A 19,694-nucleotide genomic window follows, 5' to 3' on the forward strand; every position below is an offset into this window, starting at 1 on the left:
GTCGGCATCTGGCGCGATGAGGGTGAGGCCATCGCATATACCATGACCATAAGCCCTTCGAACGGCATGCGCGGCCAATGCAAGTGCGCCATCTTACGATCGAAGATTGTAGCCCGGGACGGCCCTTCACCTGCAACTATCGAGGTTTCGAGCGCATCTTTTACCGCTGTCCAGAGGACGCGCCAAAGCCGCTCGACGGTCGCGCGGAACATTCAAGAGGAGAAATCGCCATGCTCACCGCAATCGAAGATAACGGTCTGTTGCTCATCAGGGCGGACGGAACGCTTTCCGATAGCGACTATGACCGCTTCGTTCCGTTTTTCGAGCGCGTCGCGGCGCGAGTTCCTGGGACGGTTCCGATGCTTATCGAACTTGCTCCCGACTTTTCTGGCTGGGATATGGGCGGTCTCTGGCGCGACCTGAAATTCGATGCGAAGCACAAGGACAGCTTCGGCCGGATCGCGATGGTCGGCGATAGTAGTTGGGAAGAGTGGGGCACCAAGCTTTTCGATCCGCTATTCCGCGCGGAGATGAGGTTTTTCACACCTGTCGAGCGGGTTGCCGCCGAAAGCTGGGCGAGAGACGGAAGGAATGCGTCATGAGCGGCGAAGGCGAACTCAACCTCGATTCGGCCGAAAAGCGCCGCACTCTCTGGATCGTTTTCTGGCTCAATGTGGCGATTGCGATAGGGTTTTTCATCACCGGGGTAATCGGCGATTCCAACGCGCTGATTGCCAATGGGCTCGACAATTCGTCGGACGCGATTGTCTATGCATTGAGCCTGCTTGCGCTCACCCGCTCCCGGGTCTGGAAGCGCGGAGCCGCGCGTTTTTCCGGGGTCATGCTGCTTGTGTTCGCAGGCGGTGTGATTCTCGATGCCATCCGGCGCTTCATGGAGGGTTCGGATCCGATCGGCGGCGTCATGATGGTGATGGCGCTGGTTGCCGGTGCGGTGAACCTCTGGTGCCTTTACCTGCTGAAACGTTTGCAGAATAAGGATGTCAATTTACGTGCAGCCACCACGTTCAGTTTGAATGATTTCGTTTCGAACGGCGGGATTATCATAGCGGGTATCGTAGTGTTTTTCACCGGATCGAATTGGCCCGATCTCGTCGTCGGGATCGGTGTGGCCTGCATAGCGATCTACGGCGGCATCGAGATCCTGCGCGATGCGCATATGGACATCCATGAGGAAGAGGGCACAGAGCACGAGGGCTGGCGCAAGTGATCGCGGTCTGGGCAGCGGTTCTCCTCGCCGCCGTCTGGGCCGCTCATTGGGGCGCGGAACGCCTGTCCGCACCGCTCAAGAAATTACGCAAGCAATGGGGGTTCTCCGTCGCGGCGGGGGGCTCCTTTTTAGGTCTAGCCGCCGCTTCGCCAGAGATGGGCATCAATGTGACGAGCGCTGCTCGTGATGTGTCCGATATCGGCCTTGGCGCCATGCTGGGTTCGACCGTTCTGGTGATTCCGGTGATCGTGACGACCGCTTATCTGGCGACCCGTAAAGGGGCCCTTGAAGGTGCTGACAAGGAGCACAAGAAGCATCGTCGTGATCATTACGTCGCGGTCGATAAGGGGGCTCTTACCGTCCAGGCGCTGCCTTACCTGGCGATCCTCGCGGTCTTCGCTCTACTGACGCTTCCCGCCCCTTGGCGCGGGTTGCAGCCGATCGATGGATGGCTGCTGCTGATCGCGTATCTCGCCTATCTCCTTCAGGCTCTCGTTCGGGGCCGAGAGAAGGGAGAGGAGGTAGAGTGGAGTCTAAAGGAGAAATGGATGGCCATAGCGGGCGTCGGCGCCCTGGCGGTCGGGGCCTACTTCACCGTATTCTCGACCGAAAGGATCGTGAGCGCACTCGGCATCCCGAATATCGTCGGCGGTCTTTTCATCACTGCCGCCGTCGCATCGCTGCCCGAGGTGTTCACGACCTGGAGCGTCGCGCGCTCCGGTCAGGTGACCTCCGCCAGCACAAGCGTGATCGGCGACCATGTCGTGACCATGACGCTCGCCTTCATCCCGCTCACCATCATCGGAACGCCGATCGAGAATTTTCAACTCTTCTGGGTCAGTCTCGCGTTCGTCGTGCTGATGGCCGCGCTATACGCTCTCTTTCTTTCGTTGGGAGACGAAGAGAAAAGAGGCTTTGGTCGATGGCACATCTTCGCGTTCTGGGCAGCCAATGCGGCTTTTATTGCCGTAATATTCCTGTGGGTGAAGCCTTTGCAAGTCTCCGGAGGAGCCGGATGAGCAATGACAACCGAGATCAGGGTGAACGGAGCGGCCATAGCCACCGCGAAGAGGATCATGACGATCAGCCCTTGCTTATGAGGACATCTCCCCGAAAAGATTTTGATGGAGATTTGCCTGTCGCGCGGAAGAAAGTCGCAGACGAACTTCCGGCGGTACGGGGTTTGAAAAGCTAATGAGCCTTTTCGACACTATCTTTGAGACACAAAGCCGATCGCATGTTTTGCTTCTTGCGATATTCGCAAGCACCGGCTTGGTCGTAGGGACGTTGTGGGTCGAACGTGTGGGGGCGGGATTGCGCCGGTCCGATCTGTTGTATCCTGCTGCTGCGGGCGTTCTGTTTGCGACCGCTGCGCTAGCGGTTACGCCGTTCGTCCAATCGGCAGTCGACAGCTGGGCCATCCCTGTGCTCTTTTTGCTCGGTGGAGGAGCCTATGTTCTTCTGTGCAAGGCAGCCGGCTATCTCAGAGGCCGTTTCGCGGACGGCAAAAGAAAGCAGCATGATCATGACGAGGATTTGTCCAATGTTGCTGTATCGTCGATCTTCTCCATCGTCGATCTGATCGGCTATGGTTTGACCCTCGGTATTGCAGCAGCCGCTTCCGTGACTTTGGCAATAGTCACCGCGGCAGGGTTGGCCATGGCGAATGTCTTGGTCAGTCGTCAGATTGGCTCCAGGTTCATAGCCGCTAGCTCAAGCCGAATGGACCGCATCGCGCTACAGGTCGGTCTCGCTCTGGCCTTCATCGGTTCTGCGCTGTTGGCATTCTGGATGGTACACAGTGTCGATAGTTTCGGGCTGCCTTGGCTCCTCACCGTCCTTGCAGGGTTGCTCCTGGCTGCGGCGGTAAGAGCTTTGCTTCTTCATCAAGCGGCACACACAGCGGGGCACTTCAAATCGCTTCTTGTTTTTCTCGTCGGGTTCGCCCTTCTCGCACTCATTTTCGCCGGGCTTGATGAATTATCAGACGCGGTGGATCTTCCGAATTCGGGTTTGGAGCATCCCGCAGAGCGACCGGCAGTCGCGTTTAGCATTGAACCCTTCACAATGGGACGCGAGTAATGGAGCAATCCCACGGTCACGCCGGACATAGTCACGGCGAAGAAAATCTCAGCGATCGCCAGCTGATCTTTGCAGTGGCGATCAACGTTTTGCTTACAGTTGCCCAAATCATTGGCGGGATCGTCTCAGGGTCGCTCGCGCTCATAGCCGACGCCTTGCACAATTTCAGCGATGCGGCTTCGCTTGGCCTGGCCTGGTTCGCGCGCAAAATCGGGCGGCGACCCGCCGACAAACTTATGACCTTCGGTTATGCGCAAGGCGAAGTCGTCGCCGCACTCATCAACCTCACGACGCTGCTTATCATCGGCTTCTACCTGTTGGTGGAGGCAATCAACCGGTTCGCCGATCCCCAACCGGTCGAGGGATGGACCGTCATAGGCGTGGCGGGCATAGCGCTGGTCATCGATCTGGTGACTGCCTTCATCGTCTATCGCGGTTCGCATGACAGCATCAACATGAAGGCGGCCTTTCTGCACAACGTCTCCGATGCTCTCGCGTCGGTCGGTGTGATCGTTGCTGGCGCGCTGATCCTGCTATACGATCTCTACATCGCGGATCTGATCATCACCCTAATCATCGCCGGTTATGTCATCTGGCAGGGGGTGACCCTGATGCCGCGGACAGTCCGGCTCTTGATGGGCGCGGTTCCCGACGAGCTGGAGTTTGATCGGATCGTTTTGGCACTCGAAAAGTTGGATGGGATCGACGGAGTACATCATGTTCATGTTTGGTCGATCGGCGAGCATCACCGGGCGCTGGAAACGCATGTAACCCCTGAAGGCGCTTCACTTGAGCAATTCGAGAAAGTGAAGGGCCGGGCTAGGTCGATGTTGAAAGAAGAATTTCAAATTGAGCATGCGACATTCGAAGCGTGCTTTGAAACGGACTGCGAAGCCGATCTCGTTCCCGCGCATCAAACCGCACATCCGCATGAAGTTGGCGGACCCCATCAGCCTTAGATTTGTGTGCGTATTCGATGACGTCTGCAGACCACGATAATTGCTGAAAAACCGGAAACCCGGGCCGTCAAAGCTCGGCCGCAAGGTTTGGGTGCGTACGAGTGTTCGTTGAACAACCCTAACTCAGGCTTGCGAGGATTGTCGGGCTTGCCATCGGCCTGGCCCTGCTCGTGCAAAAAGGACCGCGCTGCGCAAGGTGTTAAATGCGTTGCAGTTGCTCGGTTACAAAGGAAAACAGCCGACCGCAGGCTTACTCTTTGAAGCTCAGGTAAATCACCACATCCTTGCCTCATCGGTGTCGCAAATCCCCCGCGCTGCGCTGCACAGCTACGCGCACGAGCGCTACCGAGAAGTTTTCCCAAAGCGTGTTTTTGCTCTTGCGAGGCAATCGCAATAAGGTTAGGGCCCGGATTTCCACACTCGGAGAACAGGAAGTTTTTATGTATCGTACTACCGTCTCGTCCCTCGCAATCGCTTTGTCCGCACCGGCGGTGGCACAAGAGACTACCGGGCCTGATGACGGAGAGGTGCGCGCCGAACAGATTGCAGACGAGCGCCGGGAGAATCCGGTGGATTCGATCATCGTGGTCGGCGGCCGGATCGATCCCTACCGTATCGCGGGATCGGCCGATCTTATCGACAGCGAGGATCTGCGCCGGTTCGATTACGGGGATGTAAATCGCGTCCTGCGGCAGGTCCCCGGCATCAACACGCAGGAGGAAGACGGGTTCGGCTTGTTCCCGAATATCGGTCTGCGCGGCAGTCCGGTCGAACGTTCGAGCAACATCACGCTCATGGAAGACGGCGTGCTGATCGCGCCTGCTCCCTATGCCGCGCCGGCAGCGTATTATTTCCCGGCCATCGGGCGCATGCAGGCGGTCGAAGTCACGAAAGGGGCCGCCGCCATTCGCTATGGGCCCCGTACGATCGGCGGGGCGGTCAATCTTCGGTCGACCGACATTCCGGCCGACGGGCTGGCTGGCTACGCTTTCGGGCAATACGGGTCGCGCGACTATTATCAGGGACAGGCCTGGGTCGGTGGAGACACGGACTACGTCGGCGCGCTGCTTGAAACCTACCAGCAGGGCAGCGACGGCTTCAAGACGATTGATGGGCTTCCCGACGCCGACACCGGTTTCGAGCGACAGGATTACCGTGGACGCTTGGCTGTTCACACAGCACCGGACGCGCCTGTCGAGGCGCGACTGGAATTCGTCTATGGCCGATCGGACCTTGAAGCCAACGAGACGTACCTTGGACTTGCCGACACCGATTTCGCCGCGGAGCCCTATCGTCGCTATGCGGCAAGCCAGCGCGACGCTTTTTCCGGTGAGCACGATCAATATCGCGTTACCGGCAGCTTGGCATTTTCTGACGGAACGAGGATCACAGCTACGCTGTACCGGAACGACTTTGCCCGCAGCTGGTCCAAGCTCCAGGATATCGACTTCGACGGCGATGGCAGCTTCGATTCAATTAGCTCGGTTTTCGTTAATCCAGAGGACAATGCCGGGGCGCTTAGCATCTTGCGCGGGGCGGATAGCTTCGAGGGCGCGGTTCGCATACGGAACAACAACCGCGTCTATCGCAGCGAAGGCGCTCAGATTTCGCTTGAGCGCCCCTTCGAGATGGGCGGCGCGAGGCACAACCTTGCCGTATCTGTCCGCTACCACGAGGATGAGGAAGACAGGCTGCAAAACGAGGAATTCTACTCACAGATCGGGGGTGATCTCGTCTTCGAACGGCAGACCGATCTTGGTCAGCAAGCCAACCGGGAAGCGAAAGCAAAGGCGATCGCGTTCTATATCGAGGACCGGATCGAGATCGGTGCCCTGACACTGACTCCCGGCTTGAGGTATGAAGGGATTGACCTGACCCGGCTCGACTATGCCGGGTCGGACCCGGATCGCTCAAATGGGCCGACACGTGTCCGTCAGACCAATATCGATCAGTGGTTGCCAGGTCTTGGCGCCACCTACGAGTTGGGTGATGCCATATTGCTGGCAGGTGTGTCGCGCGGTTTCTCACCTCCCGGTCCAGGCAATCCTGATGCACGGGCCGAGGAAAGCTGGAACTACGAAGCCGGGGTCCGCTATCGGAGCGACAAGGTCCAGGTCTCCGCGATCGGCTTCTACAACGACTACTCGAACCTTCTGGGCAACTGCACTCAATCCGTGGGCTGCAGCGTCGGTGATATTGGCGATCAGTTCAATGGCGGCGCGGTTACGGTCAAAGGGCTGGAACTGTCGGCGGCGGTTGAACCTCGCCTTTCCAATTCGGTCTCGTTCCCGCTCTCGCTTGCCTACACGTTCACGGATGCAGAATTCGACAGCAGCTTCGACAGCGAATTTTTTGGCGACGTAAACGAAGGCGATGACCTGCCGTACATCGCGCGCCATCAGCTCTATGTCGAAGCGGGGGTAAACATGGGACGTGCGGCGGCTACCGTTGGCGCCAACTACGTTTCCGAGTTGCGCGACAATCCAGGAAGCGGAGCCGTTGCTGAAAACGAGAGGATCGATGATCGCATCGTCTTCGATATTGCGGGAAGTTACGCGCTGACTGACAAATTCTCCCTGTTTGCGCGCGTCGACAATGTTCTCGACAATCAATACGCCGTGAGCAGGCGCCCGTTCGGTCTGCGACCAGGGGTTCCGCGGCGCATTGTGGGTGGTGCTCGGGTCAGTTTTTAAACTCCGCGTGAGGCTTTTGGCGTTGATGTTCGCGCCCCCTTCATTTTGCGTGCTTGGAGGCGAGAACTGAGATGAAAGCTGACCCTAGATCGAATGCCAGACGGGATTGGGCAGGGCGGAACTCCCCACCAAGACTGTTGCGGACGCCTGGGGGTGAGCTCGTCCGCGAATCCTGGTTCTCGAACGACAATCGTATCCCTGAAAAGTCGACCGGTGTTTTCAGTATCAGGGATTCGTCGCGATCTTTCAGGCCACGCGTGGCGCGAAAAGGATGACTGTGGCACCGCCGAGGCAGATCAATGCTCCTAGCAGATCCCAGCGATCCGGCTGTGTATCTTCGACGAGCCAGAGCCAGCCAAGCGACGCGGTGATATAGACGCCGCCATAGGCGGCGAAGGCTCGCCCTGCAGCATCCGCCTCAATGCGAGCAAGGAGATAGGCGAACAACACGAGCGCCAATACTCCGGGAAGGAGCCACCAGGCGCTCCTGTCCATTCTGAACCAGGCCCAGAACGCAAAGCACCCCGCAATCTCGGCGAGCGCGGCAAGGGGATAGATCCATATCGCGTTCACGCTTCAGTCCCCTCGGCGAGCGCTTCAATGACCAGACAGGTGCCGACCGTTCCTTGCTCGCAGTTTTCCAGCATCCGGCGCAGTTCCCTTCGGAGAGCCTCCAGATCGGCAATCTTGCGGTTGACTTCGCCCAGGTGCGCTCGTGCCAGCGTGTCGACCGCATGGCAGGCCCGCGACCGGTCGTCGGCCAGTTCGAGAAGTTCGCGAATGCGCGTCATGGAAAACCCCAGGTCGCGCGCGCGGCGAATGAAATTCAGTCTCCGGGCGTGCTCGGGACCGTAGTCGCGATAGTTGGCCTGTGTGCGGGGCGGGGACGCGAGAACGCCCTCGCGTTCATAGTAACGGATGGTTTCCGCTTTTACGCCCGCCGCGCGGGCGAGTTCACCGATCCGCATAGGCTTCCCTCGATCGCTTGACCTTGTAGCGACTACAAGGTGTATAAATCGATTCGACACAAGGAGTCGAGCGAATGGGAAAAAATTGCTGCGGTCCTGTCGAGGACGTCGAGGCGAATAATGATCCGCTGTGGCGCCGTATCCTGTGGATCGCTCTCATTCTCAATGCGGTTATGTTCAGCGTCGAAATCGTGGCGGGCCTTGCTGCTGATTCGCGTGCATTGCAGGCTGACGCACTCGATTTTCTGGGCGATGCGGCAAATTACGCCATAAGTCTCTGCGTTGCCGGAATGGCGCTTGCGTGGCGCGCTTGCGCAGCCATTGCCAAAGCAGCGACCATGCTGGCGTTCGGGCTATGGGTGCTTGGCTCCGCGATCTGGGGTTTCTTTGTCGGTGCCTCGCCGGACGCCGGGACCATGGGCATTATCGGAACCGTCGCGCTTGCGGTGAATCTCGCAGTTGCCGCGATGTTGTTCCGGTTTCGCACGGGTGATGCCAACATGCGCTCGGTGTGGATTTGCTCGCGCAACGACGCGATCGGCAATGTAGCGGTTCTGGGCGCGGCGCTGGGTGTCTTCGGAACCGGGCGCGCGTGGCCCGACCTGGTCGTGGCCGCCATTATGGCCAGCCTAGCAATTTGGGGCAGTATTGAGGTATTCGGTCAAGCGCGCGGTGAGTTGCGCTCTGCTTGAGAAGGGACTCCGACAGGCAGTTACGTGATAGCACGACCTCTGCTGGCTTACGCTAACTTCCTTTCAAAGCCCATTGAAGGCCAACCGCTTTCAATTATTGCAGGTGACCGCATGAGTACTGGTCCATCAAAACCATCCTTGCGGTGGACTCCGGAGACGGTGATGTTTTCGGCGGCCGGGTAACGATTGTCTCTCCTGATGGTGACAGTCTTGATGCAATTCGTCGCGCTGCTCATCCCGGCGACCGCTGCTCATTAGGAATCACTTTCGCTCGCTTCGACTAGGCTGACCCAAGTCCCATTTTTCGTGAGAGCCAAAGGGTCGCGGTCGGGACAAGAACCCACATGATTATGGGAACGAGTCCGATCTTTGTCCCAGGGACTAGCGGCATAGTGGGACTGTAGGTCCAGCCCCAGGCAGCCCCAACGGCCAATATTTCGACCACGGATGTTATCGCGAGACCGATGGCGAGATAGATAAGGAAGCGGGATATTGGCCAGTCGACAAGCCAAGGTGTTCGGCGGTTTCCCAACGAGGCGCCCAGATAGGCCGCCACCATGATACCCGCGTCACCGAACGATGCCAGACCACATCGGTATGCGGCTTCAACAGGACCAAGCCCGTCAGTGCTGTAGAACGGGAGCTGGAACATTTCCCAGGCGAAGGCAATCAGTCCGCCGAAAATGGCGATCCACAGGGCGGGATGCGCGCCCCGCCACACTGCTTCGGGCCTACCCGTATTAATAGGCTCCAAAGCTCACCATCCTATTGCATTGGCTCCGCCATCGCCATGCCGATCCGCTAAACAACGAACCGGTCCCAGCTTCCGTAATGTTCGTCGCTCCGATGCCCTCTTGGCAGGCTCAGTACAATCAGAAGCGCTCCGAGCATCGTACCGACAACGTTGCCAACAGTACTGGCGCCTCCGTCCATAAGCCACGGAGCCACGATGAGCCAGGCACCGAACGCGACGTTGAGAAAGCGCAATGGCCTTGCGACCTCCGCCATGGCAATTACCGATACCGTGATGACCAGCGCGCCGACCAGATGGTCGCTGTCAGCAAGAGGCGGTACATTCCCAAGAACGAGCCTGGAGAACATCAGGAAAGCACCGATCAGCACACTGATGGCCAATGTCCATGGGACCGTGACCCCGCGCGCCGCCGAACCGCCGATCGCCGCGAGCGGAGCATCGAAACCGGGATGTGAGTCCTTGCTGCCGCCTGGCAGCGCGTCGCCGCGGAAGAACGAGCGCCAGAACGGTCGCCCGCGCCGCGTGTTGAGAACCAGGAACTGGCCCATCGCGACCAGCTCGTCGAGCGAATAGGGGATCATGATCAGCATCGCGGCCGCCGCCATGAGGCAGATCGTGCAATAGGTGCCGATCATGATCGGCTGGATGATGATGAAGTAGATGCTGATCACGCCGAGGGGCACGACGACGATGCCGAACAGTGTCACCATCCAGGGCATGGTCCGCCAGCGGGCCCTGCCGCCCATGACGCCCATCAGGATCTCGAACATGTAGCTCATCGCACCGATGCCGCCATCGGCCACCGGCCAGGCCTTGGAGACATCGGAGGTAATGATGTATTCGGTCCCGTTGAGCGCGCTTGGCGAAGCGAAGAACGGCTCCCACACGCCGTCGATATGGCCGAGCTGATATGCCGTGAGGATACGTGAAAGAAAGAAACCGACGGCGCCGAGAATAATGATCGGCATGCGCTGGACATAGGTCGAGGGCGAATAGGTCCAACCCGGCGGCACGTCGCTGTCGTCCATCATGCCTTCCGGAGCCATGCCCGGCATCATGGGCACCAGGATGGTGAAAGCGATCACCAGTGCGCCGATGAAAGTGTCGTTGGCATAGACGGCAGCATCGGGCGTCCAGAACAGCAACGGGGCGCCGAGCAGCCAGATGCCGATACAGGTGTTCGCCCATTGCGCCCAGCCTCCGCGCGGCGAAAGGGAAATGGCCGCGAAGATCATGATCAGCACGCCGCTCACCAAATCGTTCCAGGCTGTCAGCCAGCTTCGTAGCGCGGGATCCCAGAGATCGCGATCCTCGGTTATGCGCGTGACTGCAGCGGTAAATTCGCTCTGGTCGAAGGTCCCGAAGACAAACGGTGTGGTCGCGAGCCATAGGCCGAGCAACATCGTAAACCAATGAACCCAGAGCATGTTGAAATGCATCTTGCGCATGTGACCGGCGTGGTCCGCCAGAGCATCTTCGCTTAGCGGGGCAGGCTCTGCCTCATCGGCTTCATCGAAATTGCTGCCGGCCACCCGCGCGGCATTGAGCTTGTTCTCAGCGTACCAGGCCGAAGGATCGGCTTTCAGACCTTCGACGATCCGCGGGAGGGCGGTCCTCAGCCTGTGCTGCGGCGTCCAGTCCAGCCTTTCCCGCGCATTGCTGAGATCGAGTTCGTAGTGGTCGTCCGAAATGTCCACCATCCACGGCCGGATGAAAGTCTCTTCGCCAAGCACTTCGTTTTCGACCCAGGCGCCGGTCTTGGCGAGGCCCTTCGGCACCGTGCGCGTCGTCCAGTCCTCATCGTGGATCAGGCGTCCAAGCGACTTTTGCAGTTCGCCATAGGACATCACGTCATCTTCGCCGAGAAGAACCGGCCATTCACTGGGAAGCTCGCTCCGCCGGTCGACGATTCGCTCGATCCCGTCGAGCAAATCCTCAAGGTGCAAATATGGCTGTCCGGTGTCGAGGTCACCGGGATAGACGCGGGCGCTCGGCCGCTTCTCGTAAATTCGCGCGACCTGCTGTGCCAGAAACGCCGAATGGCCTTCATCGTCGTATACGCCCGCAGGCCGCACGAAGACCGCATCGATGTCGCCGCGCTTCTCGCGGATCAACTGCTCGGTGCGGACCTTCGATTCGCGGTAGGGCAGATCCGTGTCCAGCGGCGAGGTCTCGTCGATCAGCCCGCCGCCCTTGATGGGGGCATGGGCCAGCATCGTGCTCACGAACACGAACTGGTCGATTTCGAAATCCTGAAGTGCGTCGAGCAATCGACCGGTTCCCTTGACCGTCACCGCGTCATATTTGGGGTTCGGTTCACCGGTAAGATCGAAATAGGCAGCAAGGTGGACGAAGGAGGCGATCCTTTTGCCATAGGCGGTTCGAACGCGTTCGAAGGCGGCATCGATGCTCGCCTGGTCGGTGACATCGACACAGACGCATTCGGCCTCTGCCGGGGGATGGGGAGCGGCGTCGCGGTCGAATCCGATCACGCGGTATCTCGCTGCAAGCTTCTTTACGATGGCTGAGCCGATATAGCCGCTCGAGCCAGTAACGATCACGACAGGTTTATCGGAGTTGTCAGTCAAGATATGATCCTTGCTTCGACTTTGAACGACCTCACGACCCTTGAGCGGTGCCTAAAAACCTCAATCTAACAGAGTTTCCAACCCGAAAGCGTGCGGGAAAACGCAGTCCTTCTCCCTGTTACGAAATAACGATCGATTTCCCTCACATCGAGAGCAATTTCCGCAGCGAGCGGGCATTGGATTTAACTAACGGCACCCTTCCTGCCGAGCCTCGGGTTTCCTCGGCAGCCGATAATACGGACCAGCGCGAAAGACCAACGAGTCGGCTTTGAAATAGGAACACATGGTAAGGGGAGACCGTAGTTCTGTCATATCAAACTACAATTTTCGAAGAGTAGGAGGCGACATGAAGGCCCAAGACGTAATGACATCGAACCCCGCATGCTGCAATCCATCGAGCACCGTGCAAGAGGCAGCTTTACTGATGGTCGATAATGATTGCGGCCAAATCCCCGTTGTCGATGATTCCGGTGCGTTGGTGGGCGTGGTGACCGACAGGGACATCGCCTGCCGCTGTGTTGCCAAAGGCAATTCCTCCGACCAACGCGTTGAGGAGGTGATGACATCATCACCTGTTACTGTCACCGCCGATGCAAGCGTCGACGAATGCTGCACCAAGATGGAAGACAATCAGGTTCGGCGGCTTCCGGTGGTCGATGACGAAGGCAAATGCTGCGGCATCGTTGCGCAGGCCGATATCGCCAGAAGCGCAGCTGAGAAGGAAACCGGCGACCTCGTGCGCGAGGTATCGGAGGCCAGTTCGGAGCCAGCTTCGGCGGGATGCTGCTAGTCGCACAAGACTATTGATTTTACGCGGATAAAGCGGACGGGGCGATCTGATCGGTCCCCGTCCGCAATCGCTCGTTACTTGTCAATCGCCTCGCCCCCGACTATCTCGGGCCGGTGAAGTTCATTCGTACCTTGACCTTGATCCTTTTTGGCTTCGGACTCTTTGTCCAGGTTGGAGCGAATGCGGCAGCCCTTCCTCAGATCGAGGCGGCGGAGATGAGCGACTGTGCCGAGATGGCCGATAACGATACATCCACCGATCCGGCAGGACCATGTTCCAGCATGACGCTCGATTGCGTGATTGCCATGAATTGCTTGCCGCCTTTGGCTCTGTCGAATGCGACTGAAATGGAGGGTGCGCCCCTTCGTTTGGTACCGAGCTACCTTGTTTCTGCGGCCCCGTGGTTTGAAACAGATCCACCGCGACCGGAATCGCCTCCTCCAAAACCAATCCTCACCGTCTAGTTTTCCCTGAAGGCGCGTTGCGACTTTTGCGAGACTGACGAACGATGCAGCCGCACGAACCGGTCTTCGCCGGTGCGGCATGTTATGTCGTCAGCTCGCTCTGCACGAGTGAGATTTATGAACTGGCGAATTGGTTGGGTGCCGTTTTCGGCCCTGCTGGTCGCGCAGGCTGCCCAAGCGCAGTCGGTCGGCTATGAAGAAACCCTTGCGGCGGCGCGGGCGGAACAGCCCATGCTTGAAGCGGGCGCTTTGCGTGTACAGGCGAGGCGCGATGCTGCGGACGCAGCGGACGAATTGCCCGATCCACGCGTTCGTGCAGGCGTGATGAACTTGCCGGTCACCGGACCCGCTGCATTTAATCCGTATGCGCAATTGCCGACGCAGCTCGCGGTGGGCATCGAGCAGGAAATTCCCAATCTTGCCAGGCGGCGAGCACGATACGGCCTTGCCGGATCCGAAATCGGTATTGCCGAAGCCCGTCTTGGCTTGTCCGAACGTTCCATCCTCGCCGAGGCCGGGACGGCTTGGATTGGCCTGTATTATGCTCAGCAGCGCCTCGCTCTTGCGCGCGACTCTCTGGACAGCTTAAGGGACTTCGTTCCGGTCGCAGTCAGTGCCGTCGCTTCGGGATCGGCCAGACCTGCCGAAAGCCTTGCGATCCGGCGCGAGCTTCTCGAAATCGAGGATGCCATTACCCGGATCGAGGCCGCGCGCGCAGCCGCGCGTGCCCGGCTGCAGCGATATATCGCCGGAAGCGAGCCCGTCGCTGCGGGGGGCGCTCCCCAAGTTACCGTGGACCCGGAAGAGCTTCGGTTCGCGTTGGAGGCCAATCCGGAATTGCGTCTGGCGGATGCCGAGCAGCGACGTGCCGAAGCTGCAGCCGATCTGGCACGCGCTGAAAAGCGACCTGATTTCGGCGTCAGCGTGACTTATGGACACCGTAATCCTGATTTTGGCAGTGTCATATCGGTCATGGGATCGGTCACTTTGCCAATCTTCACTGACAGGCGGCAGAATCCGCGCATCGCGGCGGCCGAAGCAGACGCTGCTGCCGCCTCGGCCGAGCGCGTCGACCGCCTGAGGGCGATCAGGGCCCGGTTCGAAACCGATCTTGCTGAATGGCGCAGCGCGCTACAGCAATGGGAACGTGCGCGTGACCAGCTTCTCCCGCTCGCGCGCGACCGTGCCGACCTAGAAACCGCCAGCTTCGCTGCTGGACGCGCCGACCTCGTTGAAGTGATCGCGGCCAAATCTGCGCTGGCATTGCTCGAACTCGAGATTCTCGAACGCGAACAGATGGCTGTCGAAGCCGCTGCAACTCTACGACTTACATATGGGGAGGACAGGCCATGAAAGCCGTGTTCGAACGTCTTTCGCCGCGCCAGCGTTCTTATGCAGCGGCGGCGGGTATAGCCCTGATCAGCCTGGGGGCTGGCTACGGTCTGTCGATGCTCGGCGGCGGCAGCGATGGCGGTGACGCCGCTGCCGATGCCGGCTGCGAAGAAGTGCTCTACTGGTACGATCCGATGGTGCCGGATCAGCGCTTCGACGAGCCGGGCAAGTCGCCATTCATGGACATGCAGCTGGTTCCCAAATGCGCGGGCGGCGATGCGCAGGCTGGCGAAGGGGTCAGCATCGATTCCGGAATGGTCCAGAACTTCGGGATCCGCACTGCCGAGGCCGAATACGGCGTGCTGGAACCGGAAACGACGGTGACCGGCACGCTTGCCTACAATGGCAGCGAGGTAGCGATCGTCCAGCCACGCGCGGGCGGCTATGTTCAGCGAACATACGGCCACGCCCCGCAGGATCTGATCGCAAGAGGCGCGCCGGTCGTCGATTTGCTGGTGCCCGAATGGGGCGGCGCCCAGCAGGAATTTCTTGCCGTGGCGGCCACTGGCGACGCGGCGCTTACCAGTGCAGCCCGCCAGCGCCTTCGATTGCTCGGGATGCCGGAAGGCGTGATCTCCTCGGTGGCTCGAAGCGGGAGACCCCAATCGACGATCACCGTCACCGCGCCGCAATCGGGCGCGATTACCTCGCTCGGTGTAAGGCCGGGCATGACCGTCATGGCAGGCCAAAGCCTCGCCGAAATCAGCGGCTACAGTCCGATCTGGCTCGAGGCCGCTGTGCCCGAGGCCCTTGCGGGAAGCGCCCGCGTGGGACAGCCGGTAAGCGTGACGCTCACCGCTTTTCCTGGCGAGCGATTTGCAGGGCGGATCATTGCCATCCTGCCGAGTGCACAGGAGGCAAGCCGGACGATTACCGTGCGCGCGGCGATGCCCAACCCCGGCCTTCGCCTGAAACCGGGCATGTTTGCGCAGGTCACGATCGCTCCTGAACGGCGTGAAGCATTGCTCATCCCGTCGGAGGCCGTGATCCGCACCGGCGAACGCACGCTGGTGATGATCACTCAGGAAAGCGGAGGATACCGACCTGTCGAAGTCCGGATCGGGCGAGAAGCAGGCGGCCGCACCGAAGTTCTCGCGGGCCTCGCGGCAGGCGAGGAGGTGGTTACCTCCGGCCAGTTCCTGCTCGATTCCGAAGCCAGCCTTGCGGGTATCGATGTACGTCCCATCGATGATGCACCGACGGCTGCCGGTGAAGAAGGCGCACAGGCGCAGGCGGATGCGGACGAGCCGCGCACCTATCGAGCCACAGGTACGATCGAACGCATCACTTCCCGCAGCATTACCTTGCGGCACGGGCCGGTCGAAGCTCTGGAATGGCCAGCCATGACGATGGGTTTTGCCACTGAAGGTCCGGCCCAGGTTCGCGGTTTCCAACGCGGCGACCGGGTGACCTTTACCTTCGTTCAGGCAAGCACCGGTCCGCGCATCGTCTCGATCCGGAAGACCGGCCAATGATCGCGCGGATCATTGACAGTTCGATCGCCAACCGCCTTTTCGTGGTTCTGGCGGCGATCGGCCTGGCGCTCGCCGGCTTCTGGGCAGTGCGGACCACCCCTGTCGATGCGCTTCCCGATTTGTCCGACGTGCAGGTGGTTATCCGCTCCAACTATGCCGGGCAGGCCCCGCGTATCGTGGAGGACCAGGTTACCTATCCACTGGCGACGACCATGCTCTCGGTGCCGGGAGCAAAGACCGTGCGAGGCTATTCGTTTTTCGGCGATAGCTATGTCTATGTGATTTTCGAGGACGGGACCGATCTCTACTGGGCGCGCTCGCGCGTGCTCGAATACCTCAACCAGGTCCAGAACCGCTTGCCTGACGGAGTCGAAAGTACTCTCGGCCCTGACGCGACCGGCGTGGGATGGATCTACGAATACGCCTTGGTCGACCGCAGCGGCGGCCACGATCTGGCCGGACTGCGCAGCCTGCAGGACTGGTTCCTGCGCTACGAGCTGAAGACTATACCTGGGATCGCCGAGGTCGCCAGTGTGGGCGGCATGGTCAAGCAGTACCAGATCGTGCTCGACCCCTACCGCATGGCTTCCTTCGGAGTGACCCACGGCCAAATCGTGAGCGCGATCCAGGCAGGCAACCAGGAGGCAGGCGGTTCCATCGTCGAGATGGGCGAAGCGGAATTCATGGTGCGTTCGTCGGGCTATCTCGGCAGTCTCGATGATTTCCGCTCGATCCCTTTGCGCGCCGAAGCGGGCGGTGTGCCGGTGACGCTTGGCGATGTCGCCAATGTGCAAATCGGCCCCGAACTGCGCCGCGGTATCGCCGAGCTGAACGGCCAGGGCGAAGTCGCAGGCGGCATCGTCATTCTGCGGCAAGGCGCCGACGCGCGCGGTGCGATCGAGGCGGTCGAAGCGAAGCTCGACCAGTTGCAGGCAAGCCTGCCCGAAGGGGTCGAGATCGTCACCACCTATGACCGATCGCAGTTGATCGATGCCTCAGTCGATAACCTCACCACCAAGCTGATCGAGGAATTCGTCGTCGTTGCGCTCGTGTGCCTGCTGTTTCTGTGGCACGCCCGCTCTGCGCTGGTCGCCGTGGTGACCTTGCCGCTGGGTGTTCTGGCAGCCTTTCTGGTGATGCGCTTCCAGGGCGTGAACGCCAACATCATGTCGCTTGGCGGGATCGCCATTGCGATCGGCGCGATGGTCGATGCGGCGGTCGTGATGATCGAGAACGCGCACAAGCACATCGAGCGATGGACCGAGGAAAATCCCGATACGGTCATGTCGGGTGAGGAGCGTTGGCGGATCGTCGCGGATGCTTCCAAGGAAGTCGGTCCGGCGCTGTTTTTCAGCCTGCTGATTATCACCCTTTCGTTCCTGCCGGTCTTCACTTTGCAGGCACAGGAGGGACGGCTCTTCGCTCCGCTGGCCTTCACCAAGACCTACGCGATGGCAGCGGCTGCAATCCTCTCGATCACGCTGGTTCCGGTCCTCATGGGATGGCTGATCCGCGGCAAGATACCGCGGGAAGACAGCAACCCGATCAACAAGGCGCTGACCCGTGCCTATCGTCCGGGGCTCGACTGGGTGATGCGGCGTCCGAAGGCGACGCTGGTCATCGCAGGACTGATATTCGCGACGACGCTGGTGCCTTTTACGCGGCTGGGCGGCGAGTTTCTCCCGCCGCTCGACGAGGGCGATCTTCTCTACATGCCGAGCGCGCTTCCCGGACTTTCACCGGGGGAAGCCTCGGCCCTGCTTCAGCGGACCGACCGCCTGATCAAAACGGTGCCCGAAGTCGATACCGTTTTCGGCAAGGCGGGCCGCGCTGATACGGCCACCGATCCCGCGCCGCTGACGATGTTCGAGACGACGATCAGCTTCAAGCCGCGCGAGGAATGGCGCGAAGGGATGACGCCTGACAAGCTGGTGGAAGAACTCGATCGCGTGGTCCGGGTTCCGGGCCTCGCCAATGTCTGGGTGCCCCCAATCCGCAACCGCATCGACATGCTCGCCACCGGCATAAAGAGCCCCATCGGGGTCAAGGTCTCGGGCGAAGATTTGGGCGAAATCGAACGAGTGGCGCTACAGGTCGAACAGATTGCGAAGGAGGTGCCGGGCGTCAGTTCGGCCCTGGCCGAAAGGCTTTCAGGCGGGCGCTATGTCGATGTCGATATCAATCGTCTGGAAGCAGCCCGCTACGGGCTCAACATCGCCGATGTGCAGCAGATTGTATCGGGCGCGATCGGCGGCGCAAATGTCGCGCGTACGGTGGAGGGGTTGGCCCGTTATCCGGTCAATGTCCGCTATCCGCGCGAGATTCGCGACAGCGTCGATGAGCTGCGCAATCTTCCGGTTCTAACCCCCGCGGGACAGCAGATTACGCTTGGTACAGTGGCGGACGTCCGCGTGACCAGCGGGCCGCCCATGCTCAAGAGCGAGCAAGGCCGGCCGACGAGCTATGTCTATGTCGATGTACGCGGGCGCGACCTCACCTCGGTGGTGGGCGATTTGCAGGAGGCAATCGGTGCCGAGGTCGATCTGCCCGCCGGCGTCAGCCTGTCCTATGCTGGGCAGTTCGAATATTTGACGCGCGCTTACGAGCGGTTGCAGATCGTCGTACCGGCGACGCTGGCGATCATTTTCCTGCTACTTTACCTGATCTTCCGCCGCTTCGACGAGGCGCTGCTGATCATGGGCACGCTGCCATTCGCGCTGACCGGCGGGTTCTGGTTACTTTACCTGATGGGATACAACCAATCCGTCGCCACCGCCGTCGGGTTCATTGCGCTGGCAGGCGTGTCAGCGGAATTCGGAGTGGTCATGCTGATCTACCTGAAGGCCGCGCTGGAACGGCGGGAGGGCGATCTCGATGCCGAGGAGGTATCGGCAGCCATCCGCGAAGGCGCGCTGCTGCGCGTCCGGCCCAAGGCGATGACCGTCGCCGTGATCCTCGCTGGACTTTTTCCGATCCTGATCGGCACTGGCGCCGGATCCGAGGTGATGAGCCGTATCGCGGCCCCGATGATCGGCGGGATGATCACCGCCCCGCTGCTTTCAATGTTCGTACTTCCCGCCGCCTTTCTGATGATGCGGCGGCCCAGGGCCAAACGGTCCAAACCCCTCGAAGGAGAAGAAGAATGCGTATTACAACCCTCGTGACCCTATTGGCAGCGCCGCTGGCTCTCGCCGCGTGCGACTCGGGCGACGATACCGAAGCGATGGACGACACGGCCATGGCAGACGTTCAGATGCCGATGGACGATAGCGACATGCCGATGATGGGATCGGATGGCGCGATGCGGACCGCCAGCGCCGAAGGGATCGTCACCGCCATCGACGCCGATGCGGGAACGATCACAGTCGATCACGGCGCTGTCCCCGCGATCGAATGGCCCGCCATGACGATGGGGTTCCAAGCCGACGAACAGCTGCGTCAGGACGTGGCGGTTGGCGACACGATCTCGTTCGACTTCACAACCGGCGAAGGCGGCAACACGATCACTTCGATCACCAAGAAGTAATTGTGAACCGGCCCCGGATCATTTTCGGGGTCGGCACAATAGGAGAAGTACGATGATGAACGGTGACATGCCAGCGGCCATGA

The 19,694-nt window shown here is 60.1% G+C and carries 15 protein-coding genes; 12 read left to right on the forward strand and 3 right to left on the reverse strand.

All coding sequences use genetic code 11. From position 1 onward, the window contains the following. The first annotated feature begins 230 nt into the window (after positions 1 to 230). From GRI69_RS14825 to GRI69_RS14850, 6 genes are all read left to right on the forward strand, one after another. Positions 231 to 602 carry a SpoIIAA family protein gene (locus GRI69_RS14825; protein WP_050600441.1) on the forward strand — a complete coding sequence of 124 codons (372 nt, stop codon included), beginning with the start codon at positions 231 to 233 and terminating at the stop codon, positions 600 to 602. After that, the gene (locus tag GRI69_RS14830) at positions 599 to 1,228 is read left to right on the forward strand and encodes a cation diffusion facilitator family transporter (RefSeq protein WP_050600440.1); all 630 of its coding nucleotides are present in this window, start codon (positions 599 to 601) and stop codon (positions 1,226 to 1,228) included. The genes GRI69_RS14825 and GRI69_RS14830 overlap by 4 nt, the downstream gene beginning before the upstream one ends. Beyond that, on the forward strand, positions 1,225 to 2,247 hold the full coding sequence (locus tag GRI69_RS14835; protein ID WP_050600439.1) for a sodium:calcium antiporter: 1,023 nt from the start codon (positions 1,225 to 1,227) through the stop codon (positions 2,245 to 2,247). The genes GRI69_RS14830 and GRI69_RS14835 overlap by 4 nt, the downstream gene beginning before the upstream one ends. 175 nt (positions 2,248 to 2,422) lie before the next feature. Beyond that, the gene (locus GRI69_RS14840) at positions 2,423 to 3,310 is read left to right on the forward strand and encodes a ZIP family metal transporter (protein ID WP_050600438.1); all 888 of its coding nucleotides are present in this window, start codon (positions 2,423 to 2,425) and stop codon (positions 3,308 to 3,310) included. Beyond that, positions 3,310 to 4,269, forward strand: a complete 960-nt coding sequence (locus tag GRI69_RS14845) for a cation diffusion facilitator family transporter (RefSeq protein WP_050600437.1) — start codon at positions 3,310 to 3,312, stop codon at positions 4,267 to 4,269. The genes GRI69_RS14840 and GRI69_RS14845 overlap by 1 nt, the downstream gene beginning before the upstream one ends. Positions 4,270 to 4,709: 440 nt before the next feature. Beyond that, positions 4,710 to 6,962 (forward strand): TonB-dependent receptor family protein, encoded by a 2,253-nt coding sequence (locus GRI69_RS14850; protein ID WP_063506156.1) that lies wholly within the window; start codon positions 4,710 to 4,712, stop codon positions 6,960 to 6,962. Between the two features lie 246 nt (positions 6,963 to 7,208). On the opposite strand, the gene GRI69_RS14855 is transcribed toward GRI69_RS14850, so the two are convergent. After that, entirely contained in the window at positions 7,209 to 7,535 is a 327-nt protein-coding gene (locus GRI69_RS14855) for a YnfA family protein (protein WP_050600435.1), read from the reverse strand. Next, a complete protein-coding gene (locus GRI69_RS14860; protein WP_050600434.1) occupies positions 7,532 to 7,930 on the reverse strand; it encodes a MerR family transcriptional regulator in 399 nt (132 codons plus the stop codon). Before GRI69_RS14860 ends, GRI69_RS14855 begins: the two co-directional genes overlap by 4 nt. 74 nt (positions 7,931 to 8,004) lie before the next feature. Here GRI69_RS14860 and GRI69_RS14865 point away from each other — a divergent pair, with 74 nt between their 5' ends. After that, on the forward strand, positions 8,005 to 8,622 hold the full coding sequence (locus GRI69_RS14865) for a cation efflux transmembrane domain-containing protein (protein ID WP_050600433.1): 618 nt from the start codon (positions 8,005 to 8,007) through the stop codon (positions 8,620 to 8,622). 801 nt (positions 8,623 to 9,423) lie between these two features. On the opposite strand, the gene GRI69_RS14875 is transcribed toward GRI69_RS14865, so the two are convergent. Beyond that, the gene (locus GRI69_RS14875) at positions 9,424 to 11,964 is read right to left on the reverse strand and encodes an NAD-dependent epimerase/dehydratase family protein (RefSeq protein ID WP_050600431.1); all 2,541 of its coding nucleotides are present in this window, start codon (positions 11,962 to 11,964) and stop codon (positions 9,424 to 9,426) included. A 346-nt stretch (positions 11,965 to 12,310) separates the two neighbouring features. Here GRI69_RS14875 and GRI69_RS14880 point away from each other — a divergent pair, with 346 nt between their 5' ends. The 5 genes from GRI69_RS14880 (at position 12,311) to GRI69_RS14900 (ending at position 19,611) form a co-directional block, all read left to right on the forward strand. After that, the gene (locus tag GRI69_RS14880) at positions 12,311 to 12,754 is read left to right on the forward strand and encodes a CBS domain-containing protein (protein WP_050600430.1); all 444 of its coding nucleotides are present in this window, start codon (positions 12,311 to 12,313) and stop codon (positions 12,752 to 12,754) included. Positions 12,755 to 13,335: 581 nt separating this feature from the next. Next, positions 13,336 to 14,571: a TolC family protein gene (locus tag GRI69_RS14885; protein ID WP_063506157.1), complete on the forward strand. Its 1,236-nt coding sequence runs from the start codon at positions 13,336 to 13,338 to the stop codon at positions 14,569 to 14,571. Beyond that, the gene (locus GRI69_RS14890; RefSeq protein ID WP_067505937.1) at positions 14,568 to 16,085 is read left to right on the forward strand and encodes an efflux RND transporter periplasmic adaptor subunit; all 1,518 of its coding nucleotides are present in this window, start codon (positions 14,568 to 14,570) and stop codon (positions 16,083 to 16,085) included. The genes GRI69_RS14885 and GRI69_RS14890 overlap by 4 nt, the downstream gene beginning before the upstream one ends. Continuing rightward, on the forward strand, positions 16,082 to 19,249 hold the full coding sequence (locus GRI69_RS14895; RefSeq protein ID WP_160728997.1) for an efflux RND transporter permease subunit: 3,168 nt from the start codon (positions 16,082 to 16,084) through the stop codon (positions 19,247 to 19,249). Before GRI69_RS14890 ends, GRI69_RS14895 begins: the two co-directional genes overlap by 4 nt. Continuing rightward, positions 19,228 to 19,611, forward strand: coding sequence for a copper-binding protein (locus GRI69_RS14900; protein WP_202392052.1), 384 nt, complete (start codon positions 19,228 to 19,230; stop codon positions 19,609 to 19,611). The genes GRI69_RS14895 and GRI69_RS14900 overlap by 22 nt, the downstream gene beginning before the upstream one ends. Positions 19,612 to 19,694: the final 83 nt, after the last annotated feature.

It is taken from the genome of Qipengyuania vulgaris (genome assembly GCF_009827325.1).
Classification (GTDB): Bacteria; Pseudomonadota; Alphaproteobacteria; order Sphingomonadales; family Sphingomonadaceae; genus Qipengyuania; species Qipengyuania vulgaris.

Coding starts and splice junctions, on each gene's coding strand:
- GRI69_RS14850 (WP_063506156.1), top strand. CDS start 4,710: ATGTATCGTACTACCGTCTCGTCCCTCGCAATCGCTTTGTCCGCACCG.
- GRI69_RS14885 (WP_063506157.1), top strand. CDS start 13,336: ATGAACTGGCGAATTGGTTGGGTGCCGTTTTCGGCCCTGCTGGTCGCG.
- GRI69_RS14895 (WP_160728997.1), top strand. CDS start 16,082: ATGATCGCGCGGATCATTGACAGTTCGATCGCCAACCGCCTTTTCGTG.
- GRI69_RS14865 (WP_050600433.1), top strand. CDS start 8,005: ATGGGAAAAAATTGCTGCGGTCCTGTCGAGGACGTCGAGGCGAATAAT.
- GRI69_RS14900 (WP_202392052.1), top strand. CDS start 19,228: ATGCGTATTACAACCCTCGTGACCCTATTGGCAGCGCCGCTGGCTCTC.
- GRI69_RS14825 (WP_050600441.1), top strand. CDS start 231: ATGCTCACCGCAATCGAAGATAACGGTCTGTTGCTCATCAGGGCGGAC.
- GRI69_RS14860 (WP_050600434.1), bottom strand. CDS start 7,930: ATGCGGATCGGTGAACTCGCCCGCGCGGCGGGCGTAAAAGCGGAAACC.
- GRI69_RS14845 (WP_050600437.1), top strand. CDS start 3,310: ATGGAGCAATCCCACGGTCACGCCGGACATAGTCACGGCGAAGAAAAT.
- GRI69_RS14830 (WP_050600440.1), top strand. CDS start 599: ATGAGCGGCGAAGGCGAACTCAACCTCGATTCGGCCGAAAAGCGCCGC.
- GRI69_RS14880 (WP_050600430.1), top strand. CDS start 12,311: ATGAAGGCCCAAGACGTAATGACATCGAACCCCGCATGCTGCAATCCA.
- GRI69_RS14890 (WP_067505937.1), top strand. CDS start 14,568: ATGAAAGCCGTGTTCGAACGTCTTTCGCCGCGCCAGCGTTCTTATGCA.
- GRI69_RS14840 (WP_050600438.1), top strand. CDS start 2,423: ATGAGCCTTTTCGACACTATCTTTGAGACACAAAGCCGATCGCATGTT.